Source organism: Frankia sp. CcWB3 (assembly GCF_977927595.1).
The window spans coordinates 1-21,229 of sequence record NZ_CDWRCK010000041.1 but is presented as its reverse complement, the minus strand read 5'-3'; the positions used below and the strand labels follow the sequence as shown (position 1 = coordinate 21,229).

Below are 21,229 nucleotides of genomic sequence, written 5' to 3'. Positions count from 1 at the left end.
GGGTGGGACCGCCAGCGGTGGGACCCGAGGGAGGAACCGGGGTGCCGGGACGCGGGCGGCCACCGCCCTGCGGTGCACCGGGACGCGGAGCGCTCGGCCCGGGTCGCGGCCCGGAAGGGGCGGACGGCAGCGGCGGCGCGGGTACGGCGGAGGCCGCGGCCGGACGGGGAGCGGCGGGTGCAGACGTCGGCGAGGCCTCCACCGGGGAAGCCTGCACCGGCGGGGACGCGGGCGACGGCGCCGGGGTCACTGGACCAGACCGGCCGGCGGGACCAGGCCGCCCGGGAACCGGACGCGGACCGGGCCGCGGCGCCAGACCAGGACGGGGCGGCGAGGTCGGACGGGCACCGCTGCCCGGCGGTCCCGGACGGCCGGTGGTCCGGCCCGGGGAGGTGGGTGTGCCGTCGGCGGGGAACGCTTCCTTCAACTTGCGGACGACGGGTGCCTCGACAGTGGACGAAGCGGACTTCACGAACTCACCGAGATCCTTGAGCTTGGCGAGCACGGTCTTACTGTCGACACCAAGCTCCTTGGCGAGCTCGTGTACGCGGGCCTTTCCTGCCACGGTGCTCCTTCGTTCGGCCCGCGGTCCGTGCCCGCGTGACCTCGTTACCTGCTGGTCGTGATCATGGCTGGGTGCTCATTGAGCGGTCATCGCTGTCTCGACCTGCTTCCCTGTCGACGTCTGTTGGCGCCGCCTGTGGGAGGGGGTGCCGCTGGCGCGGGTACCCACTCCGTCTGACCCGGCCGGCCCGCTGCCGCGGTCCGCCCGTTCCATCCATCTTTACCTGGTATCTCCTGTGCCTGATATCTCCCTGTGCCTGGCGCGACTACGGCGGACCGGCCCCGGAGGGACCGGCTACCGCGGGCAAAGCCGCTCCAGATACAGCCTGACCTGCTTCGATCCGAGCGGGCCCGACACCCGCAATGCCCGTGGGAACGCCTTGCGACGCTCCGCGAGATCGAGGCATGCAAGATCGGGATGCACGTACGCACCCCGACCGCGCATCCGACGACGAGCATCCGGCAGAAGCTCGCCGCCTTCTACAACGATACGCAGTAGGTCAGAACTCGGCGCACGGCTTCGACATCCGACACAGGTACGAACGGGCTCCGCACGACGCGCCATCGCAAGTCTATCCCGCTCGGCCCCGAGAATGGCCACCCGCGGCAGGCGATCGCCGCGGTACCGCAGCTGGTCCCGATCGTCGAGGCGCACCAGCGGAGCCCCGTTCGGATCCGCTCCCACCGCCCTCGCCGGAGTCCTCGGTGTCAGAGTGGATGTCGATGCGCCACCCCGTCAGCCGGGCGGCGAGCCGGGCGTTCTGCCCCTCGCGACCGATGGCCAACGACAGCTGGTAATCGGGCACCACCACCCGCGCCGAGCGGCTCGCCGGGTCCGTCACCTCGACCCGGGCCACCCGGGCCGGGGACAGCGCGCTCCCGACAAAGGTTGCCGGGTCGGCCGACCAGTCGACGATGTCGATCTTCTCGCCCCGCAGCTCGGCCATGACGGCACGCACCCGGCTGCCCATCGGCCCGATGCACGCGCCCTTGGGGTTGACCCCGGCCACCCGGGACCGCACCGCTATCTTGCTGCGATGCCCAGCCTCGCGGGCGATCGCGGCGAGTTCCACGGTGCCGTCGGCGACCTCGGGCACCTCCAGCCGGAACAGCCCCTTCACCAGCTCGGGATGGGTGCGGGACAACGTCACCGTGGGTCCGTGCTGCCCCCGCGCGACGTGCACCACATAACACTTGATCCGGTCACCGTGCTCGAGCCGCTCGCCGGGAACCTGCTCGGCCGGCGGCAGGACACCCTCGACGGTGCCGAGATTGACGAGCACGACCCTGGAGCCGGCCCGCTGTTCGTGATGTTGCACCACACCGGAGACGATCTCGTGCTCCCGGTCAGCGTACTGGCCGTAGGTGACCTCCTGCTGGGCCTCGCGCAGCCGCTGCATGATCACCTGTTTAGCGGTCATAGTCGCGATCCGCCCGAAGTCCGCCGGGGTGTCGTCGTACTCCCGGCTGGTGCCGTCCGGACCCCGTTCCCGGGCGAGGACGGAGACATCTCCGGTCGTCCGGTCGATCACCACCCGGGCGTCCTGCGCGGACCCGGCCGTGTGGTGATAGGCCGTCAGCAGTGCCGTCTCCATCGCCTGCACCAAGGTGTCAAAGGCAATGTCCTTCTCCCGCTCGATTCCGCGCAGCGCGGCCACGTCGAGCTTCACCGGGTCATCTCCTTACCGGCCGCGCCCCGGGGGCCGGCCTCCCGGCCGTCGTCATTGGATTCCCTCCCCGGCGCCGCCGGAAGATCGTCGCCCGGCTCCCCAGACCCGAGATCGGCTGTCTCGCCGGGTTCCACCAACGCGGCGGACGAAGACGGCGTCTCCACCGACTCGACAGAAAGATCATCATACGCCTCGGCCGAGAACTCGACCTCGACAGTAGCCCGGGCCACCTGTACGAAGGTCACCCGCGCAAGCCGCCGGCGCGGGGGGCGTCCGGGCCGCGCGGGATCCGTCGCCACCGCCAGGTCCGCCCCCGATTCGTCGGCGGAGAGGACACGCCCGGCGAGGACGATGCCGTCTCGATCACGTACCGTGACAAGCCTGCCGATCGCGCGGCGCCAGTGCCGAGGCTCGGTCAGCGGCCGTTCGACGCCCGGTGAGGTGACCTCGAGAACATAAGGCCCGGCGACCAGGCCCTGGCCGTCGGTCTCGGCGGCGTCGAGCAGCTCGGAGGCGAGCCGGCTGGCGTCCGCGGCCGCGTCCAGGTCGACTCCGCCGTCGCGGTCCACCACCACCCGCACCACGCTGCGCGATCCGGCCCGTGCCACCGTCACATCCTCGAGATCGAAACCCGCGTCGGCGAGGCCGGCCGCCAGCCGAGCCCGCAGCGCCGTCCGAACGCCGCCGCGCCCGCGGGCCGATCCGGATGGGCTCCGGTCGCGCGCGCGGCCGGCCTCCCCCGCCCCTGCCACTTCGACCGTCCCTTCCCGCATCCGCGATGCCTGATCATCCGCCGGACCCACGACGCCGCTCCCCACGCCGTAGGCCGGCCGCCACATTGTCATCCCCCGGGGGCGATACCCAGGTTCGGCCGGCGCCATCAAGCCGTGCGACCCTCGTCGACCCGACCTGCGGCACCGTCGAACAACGAGGACCGACCGCCGACGGTCCCGCCGGGCTGGGCCGTCACAGGGGCGAACGGCATCCCGGGTGAGATCCATAGCCTACGTCCGCCCCGACCGGAGTCCGTCGCGACCCGGGGGTAACCGGATCAGGCCGCGCGGACCACACGGCGGTCCGGACGACAGCAGGGGATGTGCGAAGCTGCGACGGTGGATCCGGCGAACCTCACCCACGCCTCCCGACGACGGGTCCTCGCCGGGCTGACCGGCCTCACCCTCACCGGATTTACCGGATTCGAGGCCGCCGGGTGCAGCACCACGGTCGCGACGAACCGGACCGGTCCCGCAGTGAGCCTGGGCGGCGACGACCGCCGGGCGGCGAGGGCCGCCGCCGTCCGGGCGACCGCGCTGGCCGCGGCATACCGGACGGCGGCCGAGCGCCACCCGTCCCTGCGTCCCCTGTTCGACACGCTGCGGGCCCATCACGAAGTCCAGCTCCGGACCTTGGCCGAACAGTTCCCGGGCTCCGCACCGACCACGCCGGCCCAGGCAGCCACCCCGGCCCAGGCAGCCATGCCGACCCGGACGATCGGGCGCGACGGCGCCGGGACGGCGGGAACGGCGCAGCTCGTCGACGAGTCACCCACGGCCCGCGCCGCCACCATCGCCTCCCTGACCGGGATGGAGGGTGCGGCGACGAACGCGGCCCGCACCGACTGCCTGCGCGCGGGCGGTCCGCTCGCGTCCCTGCTGGCGAGCATGTGCGCCGCCGGGACCGCGCATGCGGAGCTGCTGGCCATCTCTGCGAGCCGGGTGTCCGGATGACCGCCGGCACACCACCGGGCGATCCGGCGTCGGCGACCCCCACGGAATCGACCGCCGCAACCGACCACCCGGATCCCGCGGGTGTCGCGGCGCTGGTCACGATGCTCACGGCCACGCATGCCGCCGTCTACGCCGCCGCGGCGGCGGGAGGTGCCCTCGCGCCGCTCGACCCGGCCGCGGCGCAGGCGCGTGAGCTCGCACGACTGAGCTATCTGGCGCACCAGGCGCTGCGCGACGACCTCATCACCGCGATCCGGGCCCGCGGCGGGGAGGCGCCACCGGCACTGCCCGCCTATCGACTCCCCGTCGCACCGGAGGGAATCGGGGCGGCACTGGCCCTCCTGGCCAGGATCGAGGACGCCTGCGCCATGGCGGCCCACGACGCCGTCACCGTGCTCGTCGGGGACGTCCGTGCGCTGGCCCTGGACGCGCTGACCGGCACCGCCGTACGCGCGCAGCGGGCCCGCATCGCGGCCGGCATGCCGCTGGCGGCCGCGAGCCGCGCGCTACCGGGGACGTGACCTGGCGTCCAGGGAGGCCGGGCCCGCTCCAGGAAGCGGGCCGCTCCCGTCAGCGGGTGACCCACGCGTCGGGGTCGCCGCCGAGGGTGGTCACGATGTCCGGAAGCTGACCACTCGCCACGTCAGCGAGGGTCACGGCCTCCAGCACCCGCCGCAGGTTCACCCGAACCGCGATCCACACATCCTGCAGGTTCTTGGCCGCGCCGTCGTAGTTCGTGTCCTCGGGACGCCGGCCTCGCACGCTGGCGAGCGGACCGTCGGTCGCCCGGATCACCGTGGCGATGGTGATCCGGTCGGGAGGAAGGCTCAGCTGGTATCCCCCGTCCGCGCCCCGGCGGCTCTGGACCAGCCCCGCCCGGCGTAGATCGGTGAGGATGTTCTCGAGGAAGCGCAGCGGCAGATCCTGCGCCGCGGCAAGCGCCTCGCCCTTGACGAGCCGACCGTTGCTCGCGGCCAACGTCAGGAGTGCGCGCAATGCGTAGTCGGCGCGAGCGGAGATCTGCATGCATCCATTCTGCCGCCGGTCCTCGCCGAATGGGTGGGCCGGGTCGGCAGCGGGCGAGGCGCGGCCCCGCGCCAACGGGCGCTGTTCCCGCCGCCGGCTCGGTCGAACGAGCCTGCCGGCCAACGAACCTGCCAGCCAACGAACCTGCCGGCCGGGGAATCGGGAACTTCCTCAGCCAGCCCTCTCGGGATGGGGGGCGTCCGTGCCGCCGTCGGCGGAGGAGGTGGCCGTGGTGGCGGCTCCGACCGCCGCCACCTCCTTTGTACCGGCCGCGGCGGACCCGCCGGCGCTGCCGCCCCGGCGACGCCGAGCCGCCCGGACCGCCGTCGTACCCTCCGCAACCAGCCCACGGCGCTGCCGCATCCGCTGGTCCACCGCGTTGAATCCGGCATCGATGAGCACCCCGACCACGAAGATCGTGATCATCGAGGCCAGTACCCCGACCGTGTCGAGCAGTTCGCGGGCATTCTGCAGGTCGGCCCCGACGGACGGATGCCCCGGAACGATGACCAGCAACTCGCCGGCCATCAGGCTGCGCCAGGCGAACGCCCAGCCCTGCTTCAGGCCCGCGAGCACCGAGGGCAGGGCCGCCGGTACCACGATGTACCGGTAGAGGGACAGGCCACGCGCGCCCATGCTGCGGCCGACCTGGACCAGTAGAGGCGGCACGTAGTCCACGCCGTAGATGACGCCGTTGGCCACCGACGGCGCCGCCCCGAGCACCACCACGAACATGATCGCGGACTCGCTGAGCTTGAACAGCAGGACGGCGAGCGGGAACCAGACGATCGAGGGCATCGTCTGCACCGCGGTGATGAACGATCCCACCGCGGTACGCAGGACCCCGAAGCGGGACACCGCGATCCCGACCACGGTGCCGATGAGCACGGCGAGGGCGTATCCCTCCAGGGCCCGGACCAGGGTGCGGGCCAGAGCGTCCCAGAAGTGTCCGCTGCCCAGCTGGTCGACGAACTCGCCCAGCGCCTCGCCCGGCCCGGGCAGCACATAGCTGGGCTTCCAGCCGCTCCAGACGACGATCTGCCAGAACAGCAGGAACAGGAGCAGAGCGCCGAGCTTCGGCCAGGTGGCCGCCCAGGCGCGGGCCGCGAACGGCCGCCGTTGCGCGGTCGGGATGTCCAGCGCGTCGAGGCCGGCGAGGGCCACGTCGACGTCGAGGGGCTCGCCGGCCTCGCCGAGCCCGGCACTCTTACGGCTGGGGACGCTGACGTCAGTGGCCATGGCGGCCAACCTCCTCGCGTAGCCGCGCGGTCACCTCGGTGGCGAGCTCCGAGACGTGGGTGGAGTCGAGCCGGCGGGGGCGGTCGATATCGACGTCGAAGATCTCCACGACCCGGCCGGGCCGGGAGGACAGCAGCACGATGCGGTCACCGAGCCGGACCGCCTCGCGCACATCGTGGGTGACGAAGATGACGGTGACCCCCGTCTCCCGCCAGATCCGTTCGAGTTCGTCGTGGAGCAGATCGCGGGTCATCGCGTCGAGCGCACCGAACGGCTCGTCCATGCACAGGATGTCGGCCTCCTGCGCGAAGGCCCGGGCCAGGCTCACCCGCTGGCGCATGCCGCCGGACAGCTCATGGGGGCGCTTCGCGGACAGGCCGGCCAGCCGGACCATCGCGAGCAGGCTCTCGACCCGGTCCCGCCGCTCGGCCTTGCCGATCCCCCGCAGCCGCAGCGGCACCTCCACGTTGCCGCCCGCCGTCAGCCAGGGCAGCAACGCCGAATCCTGGAACATCATCCCGACCCGCCGGCCGGTGGTGTCAACGACGCCCACGGAGGGCTGGTCGAGACCGGCGATCAGGGCGAGCAGGGTCGATTTCCCACAGCCGGACGCACCGAGGAGACAGACGAACTCGCCCGCCCGGACATCCAGGGAGACGTTGTCGAGCGCCTTGACGCTGGCGGGCCCGGATCCGAAGACCCGGCTGACGCGGTGGATGCGCAGCGCGGTGTCGGTGAGTACAGCGGTCATGGTTCATTCCCCCGTCGCGGTGTATGCGGCCGGTGTGCATGGACGGACGGATGGACGGATGGACCAGGCCGGGGCATCGATGATCGACACCCCGGTCTGGTCGTCGCCCTGTGGTCTCGGACCGAGGTTCAGCCGGCCCGGCTACCGGGGGTGCCGCGGGTCAGGAGTCGGAGACCGTCGGTTTGCCCTGCTTGGCGAGGATCTCGTTGAGGACCGTCAGATCGAACAGACCGTCGAGCTTCGGGTTCTCGATGAGGCCGAGCTCCTCCTGGTGCTTCGCTGAGGTGAACAGGGACGCCGCGATCGGGTCCGGAGTGAAGGTCAGCCCCTTCCAGGCCGAGGTGAGGATCTTGTCGGGCAGCGGCTTGCCGCTCAGCTTGCCCAGTGCCGTGTTGGTGACCTTCGCGCCGGCGTCACGGTCGGCGTTGAGCGCGTTGATCGATTCCACGTTCGCCGTGATGAGCCGGCGGACGATCTCCGGGTTCTTCTTCAGGTAGTCCGTGCTCACCAGAAGCACCGTCGTGACGAACTGGCCCTTGGTCTCCGGCCACTCGTCGGCCTCGTTGACGAGCACCTTGCCCCCCGCGGCGACGAGCCGGGAGGCTATCGACTCGGGCACCCAGGCCCCGTCGATGGCCTTGTTGGCGAAGGCGTCCACCGTCACGGTGTTGTCCTGGGGCTTGATGGAGACATCACCCCCGCCCTGGGGGTCGGTCTTCAGCCCGTTCTCCTTGAGGAAGTACCGCAGCGCCACGTCCTGGGTGTTGCCCAGGCTCGGGGTGGCGAGCGTGGTGCCCTTGAGCTGCGCGACGGAGGTGATCTCAGGCTTGACCACCAGCGACGCACCACCCGAGGTGGCGCCGGAGACGATCCGCACCGCCTCCCCGTGCGACTTGATGAAGCTGTTGACCGCCGGGTTGGGACCGATATAGCCGGCATCGATGGCGCCGGACAGAATCGCCTCCGCCTCCTGCACGCCGGAGTTGAAGGTCGACGTCTTGAGCGTGACTCCAGAACCGAGGTCCTTGGCGAAGATCCCCTTCTCGACGCCGTAGAGAGCTGGCGCGTGGGTGAGGTTCGGAAAGTACCCGAGCCGCAGGGTGCCGGTGACCTGGCCGTCCGAGGCGACCGTCTGGGAGTCCCCGTCGTCACTCGAGCAGCCCACCACCGCCAGTACGAGCGCCCCCGCGGCGATGAGTGGCGTCGCTGCACGCCACAGTCTGCTCGGTCTCATAGATACCCCCTCACGCAGGCTGACGCCCGCGCCATGCATGTCGATCGAAGTCATCGGGATGGTAAGCATGCCAGATGGTGCCCATCCTGGCCATGTGACTTCATCGCGATGACATCGTTCTGCAATATCTTTGACCGGCCAGATGCACACAGCCGACAAAACGGACATTGCTGGGGATCAAAGAGGCCCCGGACACCATCGGAGCGGGTCCGGGATGGTCTCAGACCGGGATCGATCTCAGGACAAGATCAACATCAGAACAGGATCGACGCGAAGGTCCCGACCCGCTGGAAGCCCACCCGGTCGTAGACCCGGCGGGCGGCATGGTTGAAGTCGTTGACGTACAGGCTGACCAGTGGGGCGAAGGCGGACCGCGCCAGCGCGACCACACTCGCGGTTCCCGCGACGCCAAGGCCGCGCCCACGCAGCGCCGGGTCGACCCAGACGCCCTGGATCTGGCAGACGTCGCCCGCGACGGCGCCGATCTCGGCCTTGAACAGCACCCGGCCGTCGGCGATGTGGGCGAAGGAACGCCGCTGACCGACGAACTCGGCGACGCGGGCGCGGTAAAGGGCACCGCCGTCAGCGAGCACCGGGGACACCCCGATCTCCTCGGTGAACATGGCGATGCAGGCCGGCAGGATGACGTCCAGCTCGTCCGGGCGCACCGGGCGCACCGCCGGATCTGGGGCGACCCGCGGCGGGCGGTCGATCACGAGCAGGGGCTGGTCGGCCCGTACCTCCCGGGCCCGCCCCCAGGTCGGCTCCAGATGCTTCCACATCGCCGTCACCGAGGAGGAGACGCCGACGATGGACGAGCAGCGCCGTCCCTGCCGGCGAGCCCGCTCGGCGAACAGTCTCACCGAGGTGGGGCCTGCCGCCACGGGCCAGAGGTTGGCGCCGGAATAACACAGAGCGACCAGGCAGCCATCCACGGTGTGCCCCCACATCTCGGCGCCGAGACGCCACGGGTCGAGCCCCGCAGCCTCGACCCGAGATGCGACGAACACATCGGCGACCGGGTTGCGGGCCAAGAGCTCGCGGACGGCCGGAAGATCCCTGTCGTCAAGCAGACAGGGCGGCGCGGACCGCAGAGGTAGGCCCATCCGGTCGAACCGGTTAACCCACGGAAACCGAGGGTTCGCCGGACGGGGTGCCGTCCGCCGCCATCTCCTCGGCCAGCCGCATGGCTTCCTCAATGAGGGTTTCCACGATCTGTGCCTCCGGAACGGTCTTCACGACCTCACCTCGGACGAAGATCTGACCCTTGCCGTTCCCGGAGGCGACGCCGAGATCGGCCTCCCTGGCCTCGCCCGGCCCGTTCACGACGCAGCCCATGACGGCGACGCGCAACGGGACCTCCATGCCCTCGAGACCGGCGCTGACCTGATTGGCAAGGGTGTAGACGTCAACCTGAGCCCGACCGCAGGAGGGGCAGGATACGATCTCGAGTTTACGCTGCCGAAGTCCCAGGGACTCCAGGATCGCGGTGCCGACCTTCACCTCCTCGACCGGCGGTGCCGACAGCGACACTCTGATCGTGTCACCGATTCCCTCGGCGAGCAGGGCCCCGAAGGCGACCGCGGACTTGACCGTGCCCTGGAAGGACGGCCCGGCCTCGGTGACACCGAGGTGCAGCGGGTAGTCGCAGGCCTGGGCGAGCAGCCGGTACGCCTGGATCATGACGACCGGGTCGTGGTGCTTCACCGAGATCTTGATGTCGCGGAAGTCGTGCTCCTCGAACAGCGAGCATTCCCACAGGGCCGACTCCGTCAGCGCCTCCGGCGTGGCCTTGCCGTACTTCGCCAACAGCCGCTTGTCGAGCGAACCCGCGTTGACCCCGATCCGGATCGGAACGCCGGCGGCCTTCGCCGCGCGAGCAATCTCCCCGACCTTGTCGTCAAAAGCCTTGATGTTGCCGGGGTTGACCCGGACCGCGGCGCAGCCCGCGTCGATCGCGGCGAAGACGTACTTGGGCTGGAAGTGGATATCGGCAATCACCGGGATCGGGGATTTGCGGGCGATCGCGGCGAGGGCACCAGCGTCGTCTTGGCTTGGCACCGCGACCCGGACGATCTGGCATCCCGACGCTGTCAGCTGTGCGATCTGCTGCAGCGTGGCGTTGACGTCTGACGTCAACGTGGTGCACATCGACTGAACGGAGACCGGAGCGTCACCCCCGACCGGGACGTTGCCCACGTGGATCTGCCGGCTGTGCCGCCGCGTGCCGAGCGGACGGGCCGGAGCGGTTGGCATGCCCAGAGTTACGGTCACGTTGTCCTCACTGGCGAATCGGAGACGAAGATCGACGTGCGACTGACTCGGCCTGTCGGCTGCAGGAGGCAGGGCAGAATGGCACACCGTCGCGCATGTTCATACGGAATTACTGATTCAGGCGAATGGGATTGACAATGTCGGCGGACAGGACAAGCAGACTGAACCCGAGCAGTACGACGACCGTGGCGTACGTGGCTGGTAACAGTTTGGCGAAATCCACCTTCTGTACCGGACCGCGATAACCCCGGAGCCTGCGTAGGCCATGCCGGGCCTGCTCGAAGCCCAGCACGGCAATATGACCGCCGTCCAACGGGAGTAGGGGCAACAGGTTAAAAATTCCGACCGCGAGATTGATCGCGGCGACCAGAATGAGAAGATTCCGCACCCGGTCCACGGCCGAACTGCCCTCGGCCGAGACCACATCACCGCCGATACGCGCCGCTCCCACCACGCTGATGAAACCCTGGGGGTCGCGGTTGTCGCTGAAGATATTAGCGATATCACCGATCCGGCGGGTCAGCGTCTCATACATACCGGTGAACCCGGACCCGATGACATCGAAGGTGCGGGGCACGGCTTCGATCGGGTTGTAGTGCACTGTCTCGGTTCCCGGTCTGACGCCCAAGGCGCCGACCCGGTCGTCGCCCGCCTGCCCGGTCTCCCGATCGCGCCTGCCCTCCACCAGGTTCGGCGTGAGGGTGAGGGTGCGGCCGTCCCGTTCGACGACCATCACCGCAGGCCCCGCTCCGTGCGCACGCACCTGCCGGGTGAACTGCGCCCAAGTCGTGACCGGAACTCCGCCGAAGCTGACGATCCGGTCGCCCGGCCGCAGACCGGCCGCCGCGGCCGGCCCCGGTCCGGAACAGGTCGCGGTCGTGGCGACGCAGCTCGTCGCGCCGACCCTCGACTCGCTGATCGTGGTCGTGCCCAGGACAACAAGCACTCCGTAGACCAACACGATGGCGATGACGAAATGCACGAAAGAACCAGCCGACATGACCACGAGCCGGGCTCGCGCCCGCGCATTGTGGAAGGCGCGGGGTTCATCGGCCAGATCGATCTCCTCGAGCGGAGTCATCCCCTCGATCTTGACGAAACCGCCGGCCGGAATGGCCTTGATGCCGTACTCGGTCTCCCCCCGCCGCCAGGACCAGATAGTCGGCCCGAAACCGACGAAGAACTTGGAGGCCTTCATACCGTAGTGCCGGGCCGTCACGAAATGCCCGGCCTCGTGCGCGACGACCGACACCAGCAGGGCCAGTGCGAACGCCACAATGCCGAGAAGCTCCATCAGACCGCCCTCTCGGCGCCGGGGGGGCGACTCACACCATGTCCCGTTCGGTCTCGCGCCGGATCAGCCGCCCGGCCGCCGCCCGCGCGGCCCGTTCGGTGGCGAACACCTCCTCCACGCTGGGATGATCGATCACTTCGTGCTCGGCGATGACCTCGGCCACCAGGTCGACAATACGGATGAAGGGCAGCCGCCCGGCGAGGAAGGCGGCCACCGCCTCCTCGTTCGCGGCGTTGAAGACCGCGGGGGCGGTGCCGCCGCGCCGCCCGGCCATGCGGGCAAGCTCCACCGCCGGGAACGCCACCTCGTCCAGCGGTTCGAAGGTGAGCGCCTGCGCCCGCGACCAGTCCATCGGCGGCTGCGCCTGCGCCACCCGGTCCGGCCAGCCGAGCGCCAGCGCGATGGGCAGCCGCATGTCCGGCGGGGAGACCTGAGCGATCGTCGAGCCGTCGGTGAACTCGACCATCGAGTGCACCAACGACTGGGGGTGCACGACGACCTCGATGTCGTCGTAGGGAACCCCGAAGAACAGGTGCGCCTCGATCAGCTCGAGCCCCTTGTTCATCAGGGTCGCCGAGTTGATCGTCACCAGGGGTCCCATGTCCCAGGTGGGATGGGCCAACGCCTGCTCCGGGGTAACGGCGGCAAGCTCGTCGCGGCGGCGCCCGCGGAAGGGACCTCCGCTGGCGGTCAGCACCAGCTTGCGTACCTCGTCCCGTCGCCCGCCCCGCAGGCACTGCGCCAGTGCGGAGTGCTCGGAATCCACCGGCACCAGGCGGTCGGGGTCGCCACCGAGCGCGTCGAGCACCAACGGCCCCCCGGCGACCAGCGATTCCTTGTTCGCCAACGCCACCGTCCGGCCGGCGGCCAGCGCCGCGAGCGTCGGGGCCAACCCGACCGAGCCGGTGATGCCGTTGAGGACGATGTCGCACGGCCACGCCGCGATCTCGCTCGCGGCGTCGGGACCGGCGAGAATCTTTGGCACGGGGAACTCACCCCGACGGTAGCCCCGCCGCGGCGCCTCGGCGAAGAAGGCCAACTGGAGGTCCTGAGCGGCCGAGGCCGCCGCCACTCCCACGGCCTGGACGCCGAGGTCCAGTGCCTGAGCGGCGAGCAGGTCCACCCGGGACCCGCCGCCCATCAACGCCACCACCCGGAACCGCTGCGGGTTGCGGCGTACGACATCTATCGCCTGGGTTCCGATCGAACCGGTGGACCCGAGCAGGACAACCTCACGCAGGATCGAAGCCTCCACCACGTCACCCATTCTCTCAGGCCCACCGACCGCTCGGCACCGCCCTGTTCGGTTCATGACAGGTGCCACCCGAAGATGCGCAATGGGTCCGGTGACAACTACGTTTCGTCAGGTCTGGTGGGCAGGACTTTGCGGTCGCCGCCCACCCCGATCGGCCACCCCGATCCGGGTGACACGTCGGCCCGGTCGGTCACGTCGACGACGGCTCCGACGTCTGCTCATCCCCGGCCGGGCGAGGAAGAAGGTGTGGCGCCGGTTGCCGGCTGCCCGGACGGTTCGGCACCGGGGGTGGCATCCGGGGAGGCGGACGACGCCGACGTGGTGGCGGGTCCGGAGGATGCGGCGGGTCCAGAGGATCCAGCCGCCGGTGCCGCGGGAGTCGGACTGGTGGCGACGCCCGGGCTGGCGGGACCGGCGGAGACGGCAGGGCCGGGCAGGCCACTCGTCGCGGACGTAGGCGTGTAACCGAAATAGGTCAACGCCACGATGGTGGCACTCAGGCTGACGGAGGTCGGACCCAGCGCCGGACGTGCCTGCGCCCCCGGCCAGGTGTGCCCCGCGCCCTGCATGGCCAACAGCCCGACGTCATGGCCGGCTGGGCAGCCGCTCCACACGGTGCGCTGCCAGGCAGCCGTGTCCCGGGAGGTCTGGCGGGCTCCGCTGCAGCCCAGAGCGGAGGCGTACCGGGCGAGCCGGTCCTCCACGGGCTGAGCGACGACTCCGGTGAAGGGGGCCGGCCGCGAAGCGCCTCCGCCGGCATACGGCGCGATCTGGTCCGAGGTCCCATGGATCTCCAGGACGTTGGTGGCGGGCTTGGCGCAGGAGCCGGGCAGCACGCTCGACCCGACGGTCACCGCCGCCGCAAGACGGCCCGGCAGCGCGCAGGCCAGCGTGAGCACCATGTTCGCGCCGTCCGCGTAGCCCACGGCGAAGACGCGTCCCGCCTCCAGGCACATCTGACCGACGAGGTCGTTGAGCAGCGCGCCGACGAAGAGCACGTCGTCGGGTCCCACCGCCTTCGATCTGGTGAAGTTCCACCGCCCCTGCATCCCGATCGGGGCGGCGACCACGAAGCCCGCCTTCGTCCCCTGATCGGCGAGCCGCGTGTACGCTTCCAGATCTTCCGGCGCCTGGTTCAGATCATGGAAATTGAAGATCAGCGGTAGTGGCCTGACCCGAGGACCCGCGGTCGGTACGGCGAGGACGTAGCCGCGCTCGGTTCCTCCCACCCGCAGCGTGCGGGTACCGATCCCGGACGGCAGGGTCTTCCCGGTGACGCAGCCGCTCTCGGGGGGTGGTGGGACCGTGGGCAACGGTATGGCCGACGCCACGGCGGCACCGGCGGCACGGCCGCCGGACGCCCCGAGAGCGGCCTGGGTCGCCGAGGTCTTCGCCGGCCCCGGTTCCTGGGACATCGCGTACCACAGGAGCAGCAGCAACACCCCGGCAGCGGCCGTGATCGGCAGCCATACGGTGTTCGTCGCCCGGATATCCGGGCGGGAGGCCCCCCGGCGTCGGCTCGTCGGACTACCGAAGGACACGGTCACCGTCAGACGTCGCGCTCCCCGCGCCACCGAACTCGGCGGGACGGTCGGATCCGACCTGCTCCGGCTGGTCTGTCCGCTCCGGCTGGTCCGTCCGCTCCGGCTTCCCGGCCGGCTCGGCCGCAAGCTGTCCGCAGGCTGCCGCGATCTCCCGGCCCCGGGTGTCGCGCACCGTCGTCACGATGCCGCGGTCACGGAGCCGGCGGGCGAACGCGCGCTGGCCGGCCGGGACGCTGGCGCGCCATGAGGATCCACCGGTTGGATTCAACGGAATGAGGTTCACATGCGCGAGCCGGCCTACGAGCAGGTCCGCGAGGGCGTCGGCGCGTTCCACGTCATCGTTGACCCCATCGATCAGCGCGTACTCGACGCTTACCCGTCTGCCGGTCACCTCGGCGTACTCCCAGGCGGCCGCGAGCACCTCGGCCACCGGCCAACGGGTGTTGATGGGGACGAGTTCGTTCCGCAGAACGTCGTCCGGGGCGTGCAGGGACACCGCCAGAGTCACCGGCAGGCCCTCTCCGGCGAGGCGACGGATCGCCGGAACGAGGCCGACAGTGCTGACCGTCAGGCCGCGCGCCGACAGGCCCAGCCCGTCGGGGGGGTGAGCGGTGAGGCGGCGTAGCGCGACAATCACCGCGGCGTAGTTCGCCAGCGGCTCGCCCATCCCCATGAAGACCACGTTCGACAACCTGGTCGCGCCGCCCGCGAGCTCACGGCGCTGAAGAACCCGGGCGGCGTGCACGACCTGTTCGACGATCTCCGCGGTCGACAGGTTGCGGGTCAGCCCGCCCTGACCGGTGGCGCAGAACGGGCAGCCCATGCCGCAGCCCGCCTGGCTCGACACACAGACCGTCGCGCGATCCGGATATCTCATGATCACAGACTCGAGAGATGCGCCGTCCACGGTCCGCCACGCCGTCTTGCGGGTCAGACCGTCGTCGCAGCTCAGCGTCCGCACCGGGACGAGCAGCCTCGGCAGCAGGGCGTCGAGGAGCGGCTGGCGGTCCCGCTCCGGCAGGTCGGTCATCGCCTCGGGCTCATCGGCGGCGATCAACCGGGCATAATAGTGCCGGGCCACCTGATCGGCGCGGAAGGCCGGCTGCCCCAGCGACACCGCGACGTCACGTCGTTCCTGACGGGTCAGGTCGGCGAGGTGGCGCGGCACTCGGCCCGCTCGCCGGGTGAGCGTCAGCCGCACGGGCCAGCCCGCCTCGGCAGGTGAGGGCTGGTCCGGACGTCCGGATTCGGCGGTCGTGGCAGTCATCGCGGATCCAGTCTGCCAGGTGACCGCGACCGAGACGAATGCACGGATCTGTCCGAAGGGACCCACGAGAGGCGAGACCTGTCGGCTGAACCCGGTTCCGATCAGTTCAGGAAGGAAGTGATCAGAAGCCAGGCGACCGGGGCGGTGCACAACAACGAGTCCAAGCGGTCCATCAGGCCACCATGGCCGGGCAGCAGACTGCTCATGTCCTTGATGCCGATGTCGCGCTTGAGCAGGGACTCACCCAGGTCGCCGATCGTCGCGGTACACGCGACCGCCAGCCCGAGCAGAACGCCCTGCCAGGCCTCGGCCCCCAGCGGCCAGGCCAGCACGATCCCGGCGACGATCACACAGGTCACCGCCGAACCGACGAATCCCTCCCACGACTTCCCCGGGGAGACGGTAGGGGCCATCTTGTGCCGACCGCCGGAGAGGACACCGGCCGTGTAACCACCGACGTCGCTGGCCACCACCGTTCCCAGAAAGGCGACGACTCGCCAGCGACCATCGGAGGGTTCGGTGAGCAGCGCGGCGAAGCCAGCCGGAAAGCCGATGTAGCCGGCCACGAAGGCGGCGCCGGCGACGTCGCGGAGCAGACCCGTGGACGGCCCGAAAGCACGGACCAGCGCCGCCACGCCGATGGTGCCGGCGAGAGTCAGCAGCAGGCCGGTGGTCCCATCGACGTACGCGACGACCGGCATGGCCGCCGCCCCGGCAACCAGGGGAAGCAGGGGAACCCGTACCTGCGTCAGTCGGATCGCGCGGACCACCTCGTGGGTGCCCAGGGCCATCGCGACACTGATCACCCCGACAAAGATTACCCGCAGGGTGAACAGCGGAACGAGGATGACGGCACCGAGAAGGATGCCGACACCGATGGCGGCCGGCAGGTTGCGGCCGGCACGTGAGGGCCGGGGCACCATCCCGGCGGGCCGACCGTGATTACCGGGCCCGCGGGGATTACCGGACTCAAGCGGATTACCGGGCCCATGCGAGGATCCCGGCGGCGCGGATGACCCGGACGGCCCGGACTCAGCCACCGCGCGGCCGTCGACAGTCGTCATGGCCGCCCGGCCGTGGGCAGCGACCGCCGCATCGCGCACGCGTCATGCGCGGATCCGGGGACCGTCCAGACGATTCCGAAACCATGGGAATCGAACATCGGAGCAGGCGGCCGGCATCGAGAACGGACGCAGGAATGATCAAACCGAGAGAAGATCCGATTCCTTGAGCCGAAGAAGTTCATCCACCTGCCCGACGTATCGGTGGGTTGCCTCGTCGAGATCCTTCTCACCCCGCCGGCCCTCGTCCTCGCCGGCATCGCCGTCCCGCACGATCCGATCGATCGTGTCCTTGGCGTGACGTCGGACGTTGCGGATGCTCACCCGGGCTTCCTCGGCCTTGGTCCGAGCTACCTTGACAAGATCGCGACGCCGTTGCTCGGACAGCTCCGGAAAAACACACCGGATGATGGTGCCGTCGTTGCTCGGGTTGACCCCGAGATCGGAATCGCGCACAGCCTTCTCGATCGCCCCCAGAGACGACTTGTCGTAAGGCGTGATGATCACCATACGCGGCTCCGGGATGTGGAACGACGCGAGCTGCTGCACCGGTGTCGGAGCGCCGTAGTAATCCACCAGGATCTTGGAGAAGACCGCGGGAGTGATACGCCCCGTGCGGATGTTCGCGAAGTCCTCCTTGGCGACCGAGACCGCCTTCTCCATCTTCTCCTCGGCCTCGAGAAGCGTGTCGTCGATCACCGCATTTCCTTCCGTCTGTTCCTGGTCCGCCGGCGTCCACCGGGCGCCGGTCCTGTTATCATCGCAGTTCGGCCGAGCGCAGCCGAGTTCGTCGTCCCAGGGGCGAAGCCGTCCCGCCCGGTCCCGGATTCGCCTGACCGAGATCGCACAGCCGCCGCATGCAGTGTGCCTTACCACGGCGTCCCCGCTGACCTGGGCCGACACGGCACGCCGACCGGGCCGGGAAGCATCACCTTGTCATCTCGAGGCGTGGCCATCCCGATCCCGGTGGCGTGCCGGACCACCGCACCCACCGAGAAGCCTCGGAGCCGCCGGCCGCCCGATCAGGGAGCCGGCGATCCGACGACGCTCAGGCCTGGCGGATGTTGAACCGGGAGAACCGACCGACCTCGATCTTCTCACCCAGCGACGCGCCGGCCTGGTCAAGCAGAGCTCGGATGGTCACCTTGCCGTCCTTCACCCATGGCTGGTCAAGCAGCACGCTACTCTTCACATACCCGTTGACACGTCCTTCAACAATCTTCGCGATCGCCTGCTCGGGCTTGCCCTCCTCGCGGGCCGCGGCCTCGTAGATCTTTCGCTCCGCCTCGAGGACCTCGTTCGGGATCTGCTCGGCGGTGACATACAGCGGGTCCGCCGCGGCGATGTGCTGCGCGAGATCGCGGGCGAGTTGCTTGAAGTCCTCGGTCTTGGCCACGAAGTCCGTCTCGCAGCGAAGCTCGACGAGCACGCCGAGGGTAGGCGGGAGCTGCGGGTCGGTCCGGTGCAGGTAGGACTCGACCAGGCCGTTGGCGGCGCTGCGTGCCGCACGCTTGGCGACCTGTGCCTTGCCCTTCTCCCGCAGCCAGGACTTGGCCTTCTCGAAGTCCCCGGCGTTGTCGACCAGCGCCTTCTTGACGTCGCTCATCCCAGCGCCGGTGAGCTCCCGGAGCTTCCGGATGTCAGCGACTGAAATCTCTGCCATGGTGCTCTTCTCGTCGGTGTGGGTCTGGATGCTGTCGTAGTTCTACCGGTCCCGGCCCCGCGGTGCCCTTCGGGCGTCGCGGGAGCGCCCACCCGAGCGGCCCGGGGCCCGGGTCCGACCACCGGAACCAGGCCTGACATTCGGGAGCGGTGGTCCCCGACCCGACTCGGGGAACCACCGTCCTCCTCACACGATGTCACCGCTGGTCGATCGCCATCACCGCGGGCGAATGAGACGCGGTAGCGGGTCAGACCGTGGTGCCGACCGCGGCGTCCGGTCGTGTCCCGTCCGCGGGCCCCGCCGTCGCCGGCTCCACCGCACCCGGGGCCTCGACAGGTGCCTCACCACGCAGCAGTGCCTGCTCCCACTCGGCGAGCGGCTCCTCACCCGCAGACTGCTCGGGCTTGGCATCGGCAGAGCTCGAGGCGCCCGCACGGGCCATCAGACCGTCCGCGACCGCATCGGCGACCACCCGGGTGAGCAGCGCAGCGCTGCGGATCGCGTCGTCGTTGCCGGGGATCGGGTAATCGACCTCGTCCGGGTCGCAGTTCGTGTCGAGAATCGCCACGACGGGAATGCCGAGCTTGCGGGCCTCACCGACGGCGATGTGCTCCTTCTTCGTGTCGACGACCCACACCGCGCTCGGCACCCGGCTCATGTCGCGGATACCGCCGAGGGTGCGCTCGAGCTTGACCTTCTCCCGGGTCAGCACGAGCTGTTCCTTCTTCGTGCGCACCTCGGTGCCGCCGGTCACCTCGATCTCCTCGAGCTCCTTGAGCCGCTGAAGACGCTTGTAGACCGTGGAGAAGTTGGTCAGCATGCCACCGAGCCACCGCTCCTTGACGTACGGCATCCCGACCCGGGCCGCATGTTCCTCGATTGCCTCCTGGGCCTGCTTCTTCGTCCCGATGAACAGGACCGTCCCACCGTGCGCCACGGTCTCCTTGACGAAGTCGTAGGCGCGGTCGATGTAGGACAGCGTCTGCTGCAGGTCGATGATGTAAATGCCGTTACGTTCGGTGAAGATGTACCGCTTCATCTTCGGATTCCAGCGCTTGGTCTGGTGCCCGAAGTGCACACCGCTCTCCAGCAGCTGCTTCATGGTGACGACGGCCATCGGACGTCGCTCCTTCCCGCCCGGCCTGGGCCGGGACGCCTCGGTTGTGACGGCGCCATCTGACGACGGCAGCCCCTGACGCCCGATTGGTCGTGGCCGTCGCTGTGCGGCGGACCGAGGAGACCCTTCCGATGATCCGATCCGGATCATCGGAAGTGGGCGTGCGAACTGGGCCCGGTGGACGGGCCCTGCGAGCGATGATACCTGCCGGGTACGAGGATCCATCGGGCGACCACATCGGATCGGATCAACGGACCGGCCGGCGATGTCCACAGAGCGCGGGCACCGACAGCATGCGGCGGGAGTTATCCACAGATCACACGGCCGGTCTACCCAACGGCATCAAAACGCCGCACCGTGGACGAGGCCGGTCCGCTCCCCCCTCGGATCGGCACAGCGGCGGCCGGACGAGCGGACCTGGACCGGGTCCGGCCGCCGCGCCTCCCCCGGACCCGGAGGTGTCACCGTCATGCCCCCTTTGCCACGCTTCGACCCGCTCTGGCTCGTCATCCCGGCGGTCGCCATCCTGATCGCCCTGGGACGGCCCACTACGATGCCGATCAAGCCGCACGCCGACGGGCCACGCCTCGTCCTGGCCGCACGTGATCCGCAACGGAGCACCACCGCCTTGTCCGAGCCCTTGTCCGAGCCCGGGCGGTCCGCCCCGTCCGGTGCGACCGACTCCGCCGGTGGGCTCGGCCCCGGTGACGGGTTCGGTACCGCGCCCCGCCACGACGTCATCGAGCAGGCCCTGGGGGTCAGCCAGGTTCGGGCCGTGGTGAGGACCCCGGTCCCACCTCCTCTCAGGCTCACCCCCGGCACGTCGGCGGAACCCTCGACGACACCTGCTCCGTCCACAGCGCGGTCGACGCCGGCGGCGCATCCGGCCCCCTCGCCTCGCGCCCCCTCGCCGAAGGCAACCTCGTCATCTCGACGACCGGCGACTCCCACCGTCCGGCCTCCCTCCGCCCCACGATCTCCCCGGCCGGCGGACCGCCGAGCCGGGGAACGAACGCGGCCGGCCGTGACCCCGCCGGCCGCCGGCCCGCCGGGCGGCGGAGAAGGGGACGAGCACCCGGACCCGCCACCCGGCGACGTCAGACCGGAGAACTCCGCGGCACCGCCGGCCCACGGCGGCAGGGTCCGGGCTCTGCGATGGCCGTTGTCGGGGGCCGTCACGGTGAGCCGCGGTTTCGAACGCCCGCTTTCGCCCTACGGACCGGGTCATCGCGGAATCGACCTCAAAGCCTCTCCGGCCGCCCCGGTTCTCGCCGCAGCCGACGGGGTGGTGAGTTTCGCCGGGTCCGTGGCGAACCGCGGCATCGTCACCGTCACGCATGGCGACCTCCGCACGACCTACGAACCACTGACGCCGGCGATCAGCCCCGGAACCGCGGTCCGAGCCGGGGACCTGCTCGGCTGGATGAGCGATGGCCATCCAGGCTGTCCGGTGGCCGCATGCCTGCACTGGGGGCTTCTGCGCCGGACGGACTACCTCAATCCTCTGCTGTTCTTCCGCAGAACTCCGCCCCGCCTCCTGCCC

The 21,229-nt window shown here is 70.2% G+C and carries 21 protein-coding genes; 3 read left to right on the top strand and 18 right to left on the bottom strand.

Annotated elements, in window-relative coordinates:
* From ACY5KJ_RS05515 to rimP, 4 genes are all read right to left on the bottom strand, one after another.
* Positions 1 to 565, bottom strand: a 565-nt coding sequence (locus ACY5KJ_RS05515; protein ID WP_462202913.1) for a translation initiation factor IF-2 N-terminal domain-containing protein, incomplete at its 3' end; no start/stop codon positions are given.
* 294 nt (positions 566 to 859) lie between these two features.
* The gene (locus ACY5KJ_RS05510) at positions 860 to 1,129 is read right to left on the bottom strand and encodes a YlxR family protein (RefSeq protein ID WP_462185773.1); all 270 of its coding nucleotides are present in this window, start codon (positions 1,127 to 1,129) and stop codon (positions 860 to 862) included.
* Between the two features lie 7 nt (positions 1,130 to 1,136).
* Positions 1,137 to 2,234 carry a transcription termination factor NusA gene (nusA, locus tag ACY5KJ_RS05505; protein WP_462185774.1) on the bottom strand — a complete coding sequence of 366 codons (1,098 nt, stop codon included), beginning with the start codon at positions 2,232 to 2,234 and terminating at the stop codon, positions 1,137 to 1,139.
* Entirely contained in the window at positions 2,231 to 3,007 is a 777-nt protein-coding gene (gene rimP, locus ACY5KJ_RS05500; protein ID WP_462185775.1) for a ribosome maturation factor RimP, read from the bottom strand. Before rimP ends, nusA begins: the two co-directional genes overlap by 4 nt.
* 339 nt (positions 3,008 to 3,346) lie before the next feature.
* On the opposite strand from rimP, the gene ACY5KJ_RS05495 reads away from it, so the two are divergent.
* On the top strand, positions 3,347 to 3,961 hold the full coding sequence (locus ACY5KJ_RS05495; protein WP_462202912.1) for a hypothetical protein: 615 nt from the start codon (positions 3,347 to 3,349) through the stop codon (positions 3,959 to 3,961).
* A complete protein-coding gene (locus ACY5KJ_RS05490) occupies positions 3,958 to 4,482 on the top strand; it encodes a DUF4439 domain-containing protein (protein ID WP_462185777.1) in 525 nt (174 codons plus the stop codon). Before ACY5KJ_RS05495 ends, ACY5KJ_RS05490 begins: the two co-directional genes overlap by 4 nt.
* A 49-nt stretch (positions 4,483 to 4,531) precedes the next feature.
* Here the strand turns inward: ACY5KJ_RS05490 and ACY5KJ_RS05485 are convergent, their stop codons facing one another.
* The 14 genes from ACY5KJ_RS05485 to rpsB form a co-directional block, all read right to left on the bottom strand.
* A complete protein-coding gene (locus ACY5KJ_RS05485) occupies positions 4,532 to 4,987 on the bottom strand; it encodes an RrF2 family transcriptional regulator (RefSeq protein ID WP_462185778.1) in 456 nt (151 codons plus the stop codon).
* Positions 4,988 to 5,158: 171 nt separating this feature from the next.
* On the bottom strand, positions 5,159 to 6,226 hold the full coding sequence (locus ACY5KJ_RS05480; RefSeq protein WP_462202911.1) for an ABC transporter permease: 1,068 nt from the start codon (positions 6,224 to 6,226) through the stop codon (positions 5,159 to 5,161).
* Entirely contained in the window at positions 6,216 to 6,977 is a 762-nt protein-coding gene (locus tag ACY5KJ_RS05475; RefSeq protein WP_462185780.1) for an ABC transporter ATP-binding protein, read from the bottom strand. Before ACY5KJ_RS05475 ends, ACY5KJ_RS05480 begins: the two co-directional genes overlap by 11 nt.
* A 160-nt stretch (positions 6,978 to 7,137) precedes the next feature.
* Complete coding sequence (locus ACY5KJ_RS05470) at positions 7,138 to 8,211, bottom strand: ABC transporter substrate-binding protein (protein WP_462202910.1); 1,074 nt, start codon at positions 8,209 to 8,211, stop codon at positions 7,138 to 7,140.
* Positions 8,212 to 8,465: 254 nt separating this feature from the next.
* Complete coding sequence (locus ACY5KJ_RS05465; protein WP_462185782.1) at positions 8,466 to 9,317, bottom strand: GNAT family N-acetyltransferase; 852 nt, start codon at positions 9,315 to 9,317, stop codon at positions 8,466 to 8,468.
* 13 nt (positions 9,318 to 9,330) lie between these two features.
* Positions 9,331 to 10,485, bottom strand: coding sequence for a flavodoxin-dependent (E)-4-hydroxy-3-methylbut-2-enyl-diphosphate synthase (ispG, locus tag ACY5KJ_RS05460; protein WP_462185783.1), 1,155 nt, complete (start codon positions 10,483 to 10,485; stop codon positions 9,331 to 9,333).
* Between the two features lie 109 nt (positions 10,486 to 10,594).
* Positions 10,595 to 11,779: a M50 family metallopeptidase gene (locus tag ACY5KJ_RS05455; RefSeq protein WP_462202909.1), complete on the bottom strand. Its 1,185-nt coding sequence runs from the start codon at positions 11,777 to 11,779 to the stop codon at positions 10,595 to 10,597.
* Between the two features lie 31 nt (positions 11,780 to 11,810).
* Positions 11,811 to 13,046 carry a 1-deoxy-D-xylulose-5-phosphate reductoisomerase gene (dxr, locus tag ACY5KJ_RS05450; RefSeq protein WP_462185785.1) on the bottom strand — a complete coding sequence of 412 codons (1,236 nt, stop codon included), beginning with the start codon at positions 13,044 to 13,046 and terminating at the stop codon, positions 11,811 to 11,813.
* A 206-nt stretch (positions 13,047 to 13,252) separates the two neighbouring features.
* Positions 13,253 to 14,581: a CE1 family esterase gene (locus ACY5KJ_RS05445; protein WP_462202908.1), complete on the bottom strand. Its 1,329-nt coding sequence runs from the start codon at positions 14,579 to 14,581 to the stop codon at positions 13,253 to 13,255.
* Entirely contained in the window at positions 14,562 to 15,845 is a 1,284-nt protein-coding gene (gene rlmN / locus ACY5KJ_RS05440) for a dual-specificity RNA methyltransferase RlmN (protein WP_462185787.1), read from the bottom strand. The genes ACY5KJ_RS05445 and rlmN overlap by 20 nt, the downstream gene beginning before the upstream one ends.
* Before the next feature lie 101 nt (positions 15,846 to 15,946).
* Entirely contained in the window at positions 15,947 to 16,768 is an 822-nt protein-coding gene (locus tag ACY5KJ_RS05435; protein WP_462202907.1) for a phosphatidate cytidylyltransferase, read from the bottom strand.
* Positions 16,769 to 17,047: 279 nt separating this feature from the next.
* Entirely contained in the window at positions 17,048 to 17,605 is a 558-nt protein-coding gene (gene frr / locus ACY5KJ_RS05430; protein WP_462185789.1) for a ribosome recycling factor, read from the bottom strand.
* Between the two features lie 349 nt (positions 17,606 to 17,954).
* The gene (gene tsf, locus ACY5KJ_RS05425) at positions 17,955 to 18,569 is read right to left on the bottom strand and encodes a translation elongation factor Ts (protein WP_011437956.1); all 615 of its coding nucleotides are present in this window, start codon (positions 18,567 to 18,569) and stop codon (positions 17,955 to 17,957) included.
* A gap of 247 nt (positions 18,570 to 18,816) precedes the next feature.
* Positions 18,817 to 19,686, bottom strand: a complete 870-nt coding sequence (rpsB, locus tag ACY5KJ_RS05420) for a 30S ribosomal protein S2 (RefSeq protein WP_462202906.1) — start codon at positions 19,684 to 19,686, stop codon at positions 18,817 to 18,819.
* Between the two features lie 1,180 nt (positions 19,687 to 20,866).
* On the opposite strand from rpsB, the gene ACY5KJ_RS05415 reads away from it, so the two are divergent.
* Positions 20,867 to 21,229: M23 family metallopeptidase (locus tag ACY5KJ_RS05415; RefSeq protein WP_462202905.1), on the top strand; the 363-nt coding region annotated here is incomplete at its 3' end.

Excerpts from the sequence above, each read along its gene's own strand:
- ACY5KJ_RS05510 (WP_462185773.1), bottom strand. The coding sequence starts at position 1,129 with ATGGCGCGTCGTGCGGAGCCCGTTCGTACCTGTGTCGGATGTCGAAGC.
- rimP (WP_462185775.1), bottom strand. The coding sequence starts at position 3,007 with ATGCGGGAAGGGACGGTCGAAGTGGCAGGGGCGGGGGAGGCCGGCCGC.
- ACY5KJ_RS05490 (WP_462185777.1), top strand. The coding sequence starts at position 3,958 with ATGACCGCCGGCACACCACCGGGCGATCCGGCGTCGGCGACCCCCACG.
- ACY5KJ_RS05485 (WP_462185778.1), bottom strand. The coding sequence starts at position 4,987 with ATGCAGATCTCCGCTCGCGCCGACTACGCATTGCGCGCACTCCTGACG.
- ACY5KJ_RS05480 (WP_462202911.1), bottom strand. The coding sequence starts at position 6,226 with ATGGCCACTGACGTCAGCGTCCCCAGCCGTAAGAGTGCCGGGCTCGGC.
- ACY5KJ_RS05475 (WP_462185780.1), bottom strand. The coding sequence starts at position 6,977 with ATGACCGCTGTACTCACCGACACCGCGCTGCGCATCCACCGCGTCAGC.
- ACY5KJ_RS05470 (WP_462202910.1), bottom strand. The coding sequence starts at position 8,211 with ATGAGACCGAGCAGACTGTGGCGTGCAGCGACGCCACTCATCGCCGCG.
- ACY5KJ_RS05465 (WP_462185782.1), bottom strand. The coding sequence starts at position 9,317 with ATGGGCCTACCTCTGCGGTCCGCGCCGCCCTGTCTGCTTGACGACAGG.
- ACY5KJ_RS05455 (WP_462202909.1), bottom strand. The coding sequence starts at position 11,779 with ATGGAGCTTCTCGGCATTGTGGCGTTCGCACTGGCCCTGCTGGTGTCG.
- dxr (WP_462185785.1), bottom strand. The coding sequence starts at position 13,046 with ATGGGTGACGTGGTGGAGGCTTCGATCCTGCGTGAGGTTGTCCTGCTC.
- rlmN (WP_462185787.1), bottom strand. The coding sequence starts at position 15,845 with ATGACTGCCACGACCGCCGAATCCGGACGTCCGGACCAGCCCTCACCT.
- ACY5KJ_RS05435 (WP_462202907.1), bottom strand. The coding sequence starts at position 16,768 with ATGGTGCCCCGGCCCTCACGTGCCGGCCGCAACCTGCCGGCCGCCATC.
- tsf (WP_011437956.1), bottom strand. The coding sequence starts at position 18,569 with ATGGCAGAGATTTCAGTCGCTGACATCCGGAAGCTCCGGGAGCTCACC.
- rpsB (WP_462202906.1), bottom strand. The coding sequence starts at position 19,686 with ATGGCCGTCGTCACCATGAAGCAGCTGCTGGAGAGCGGTGTGCACTTC.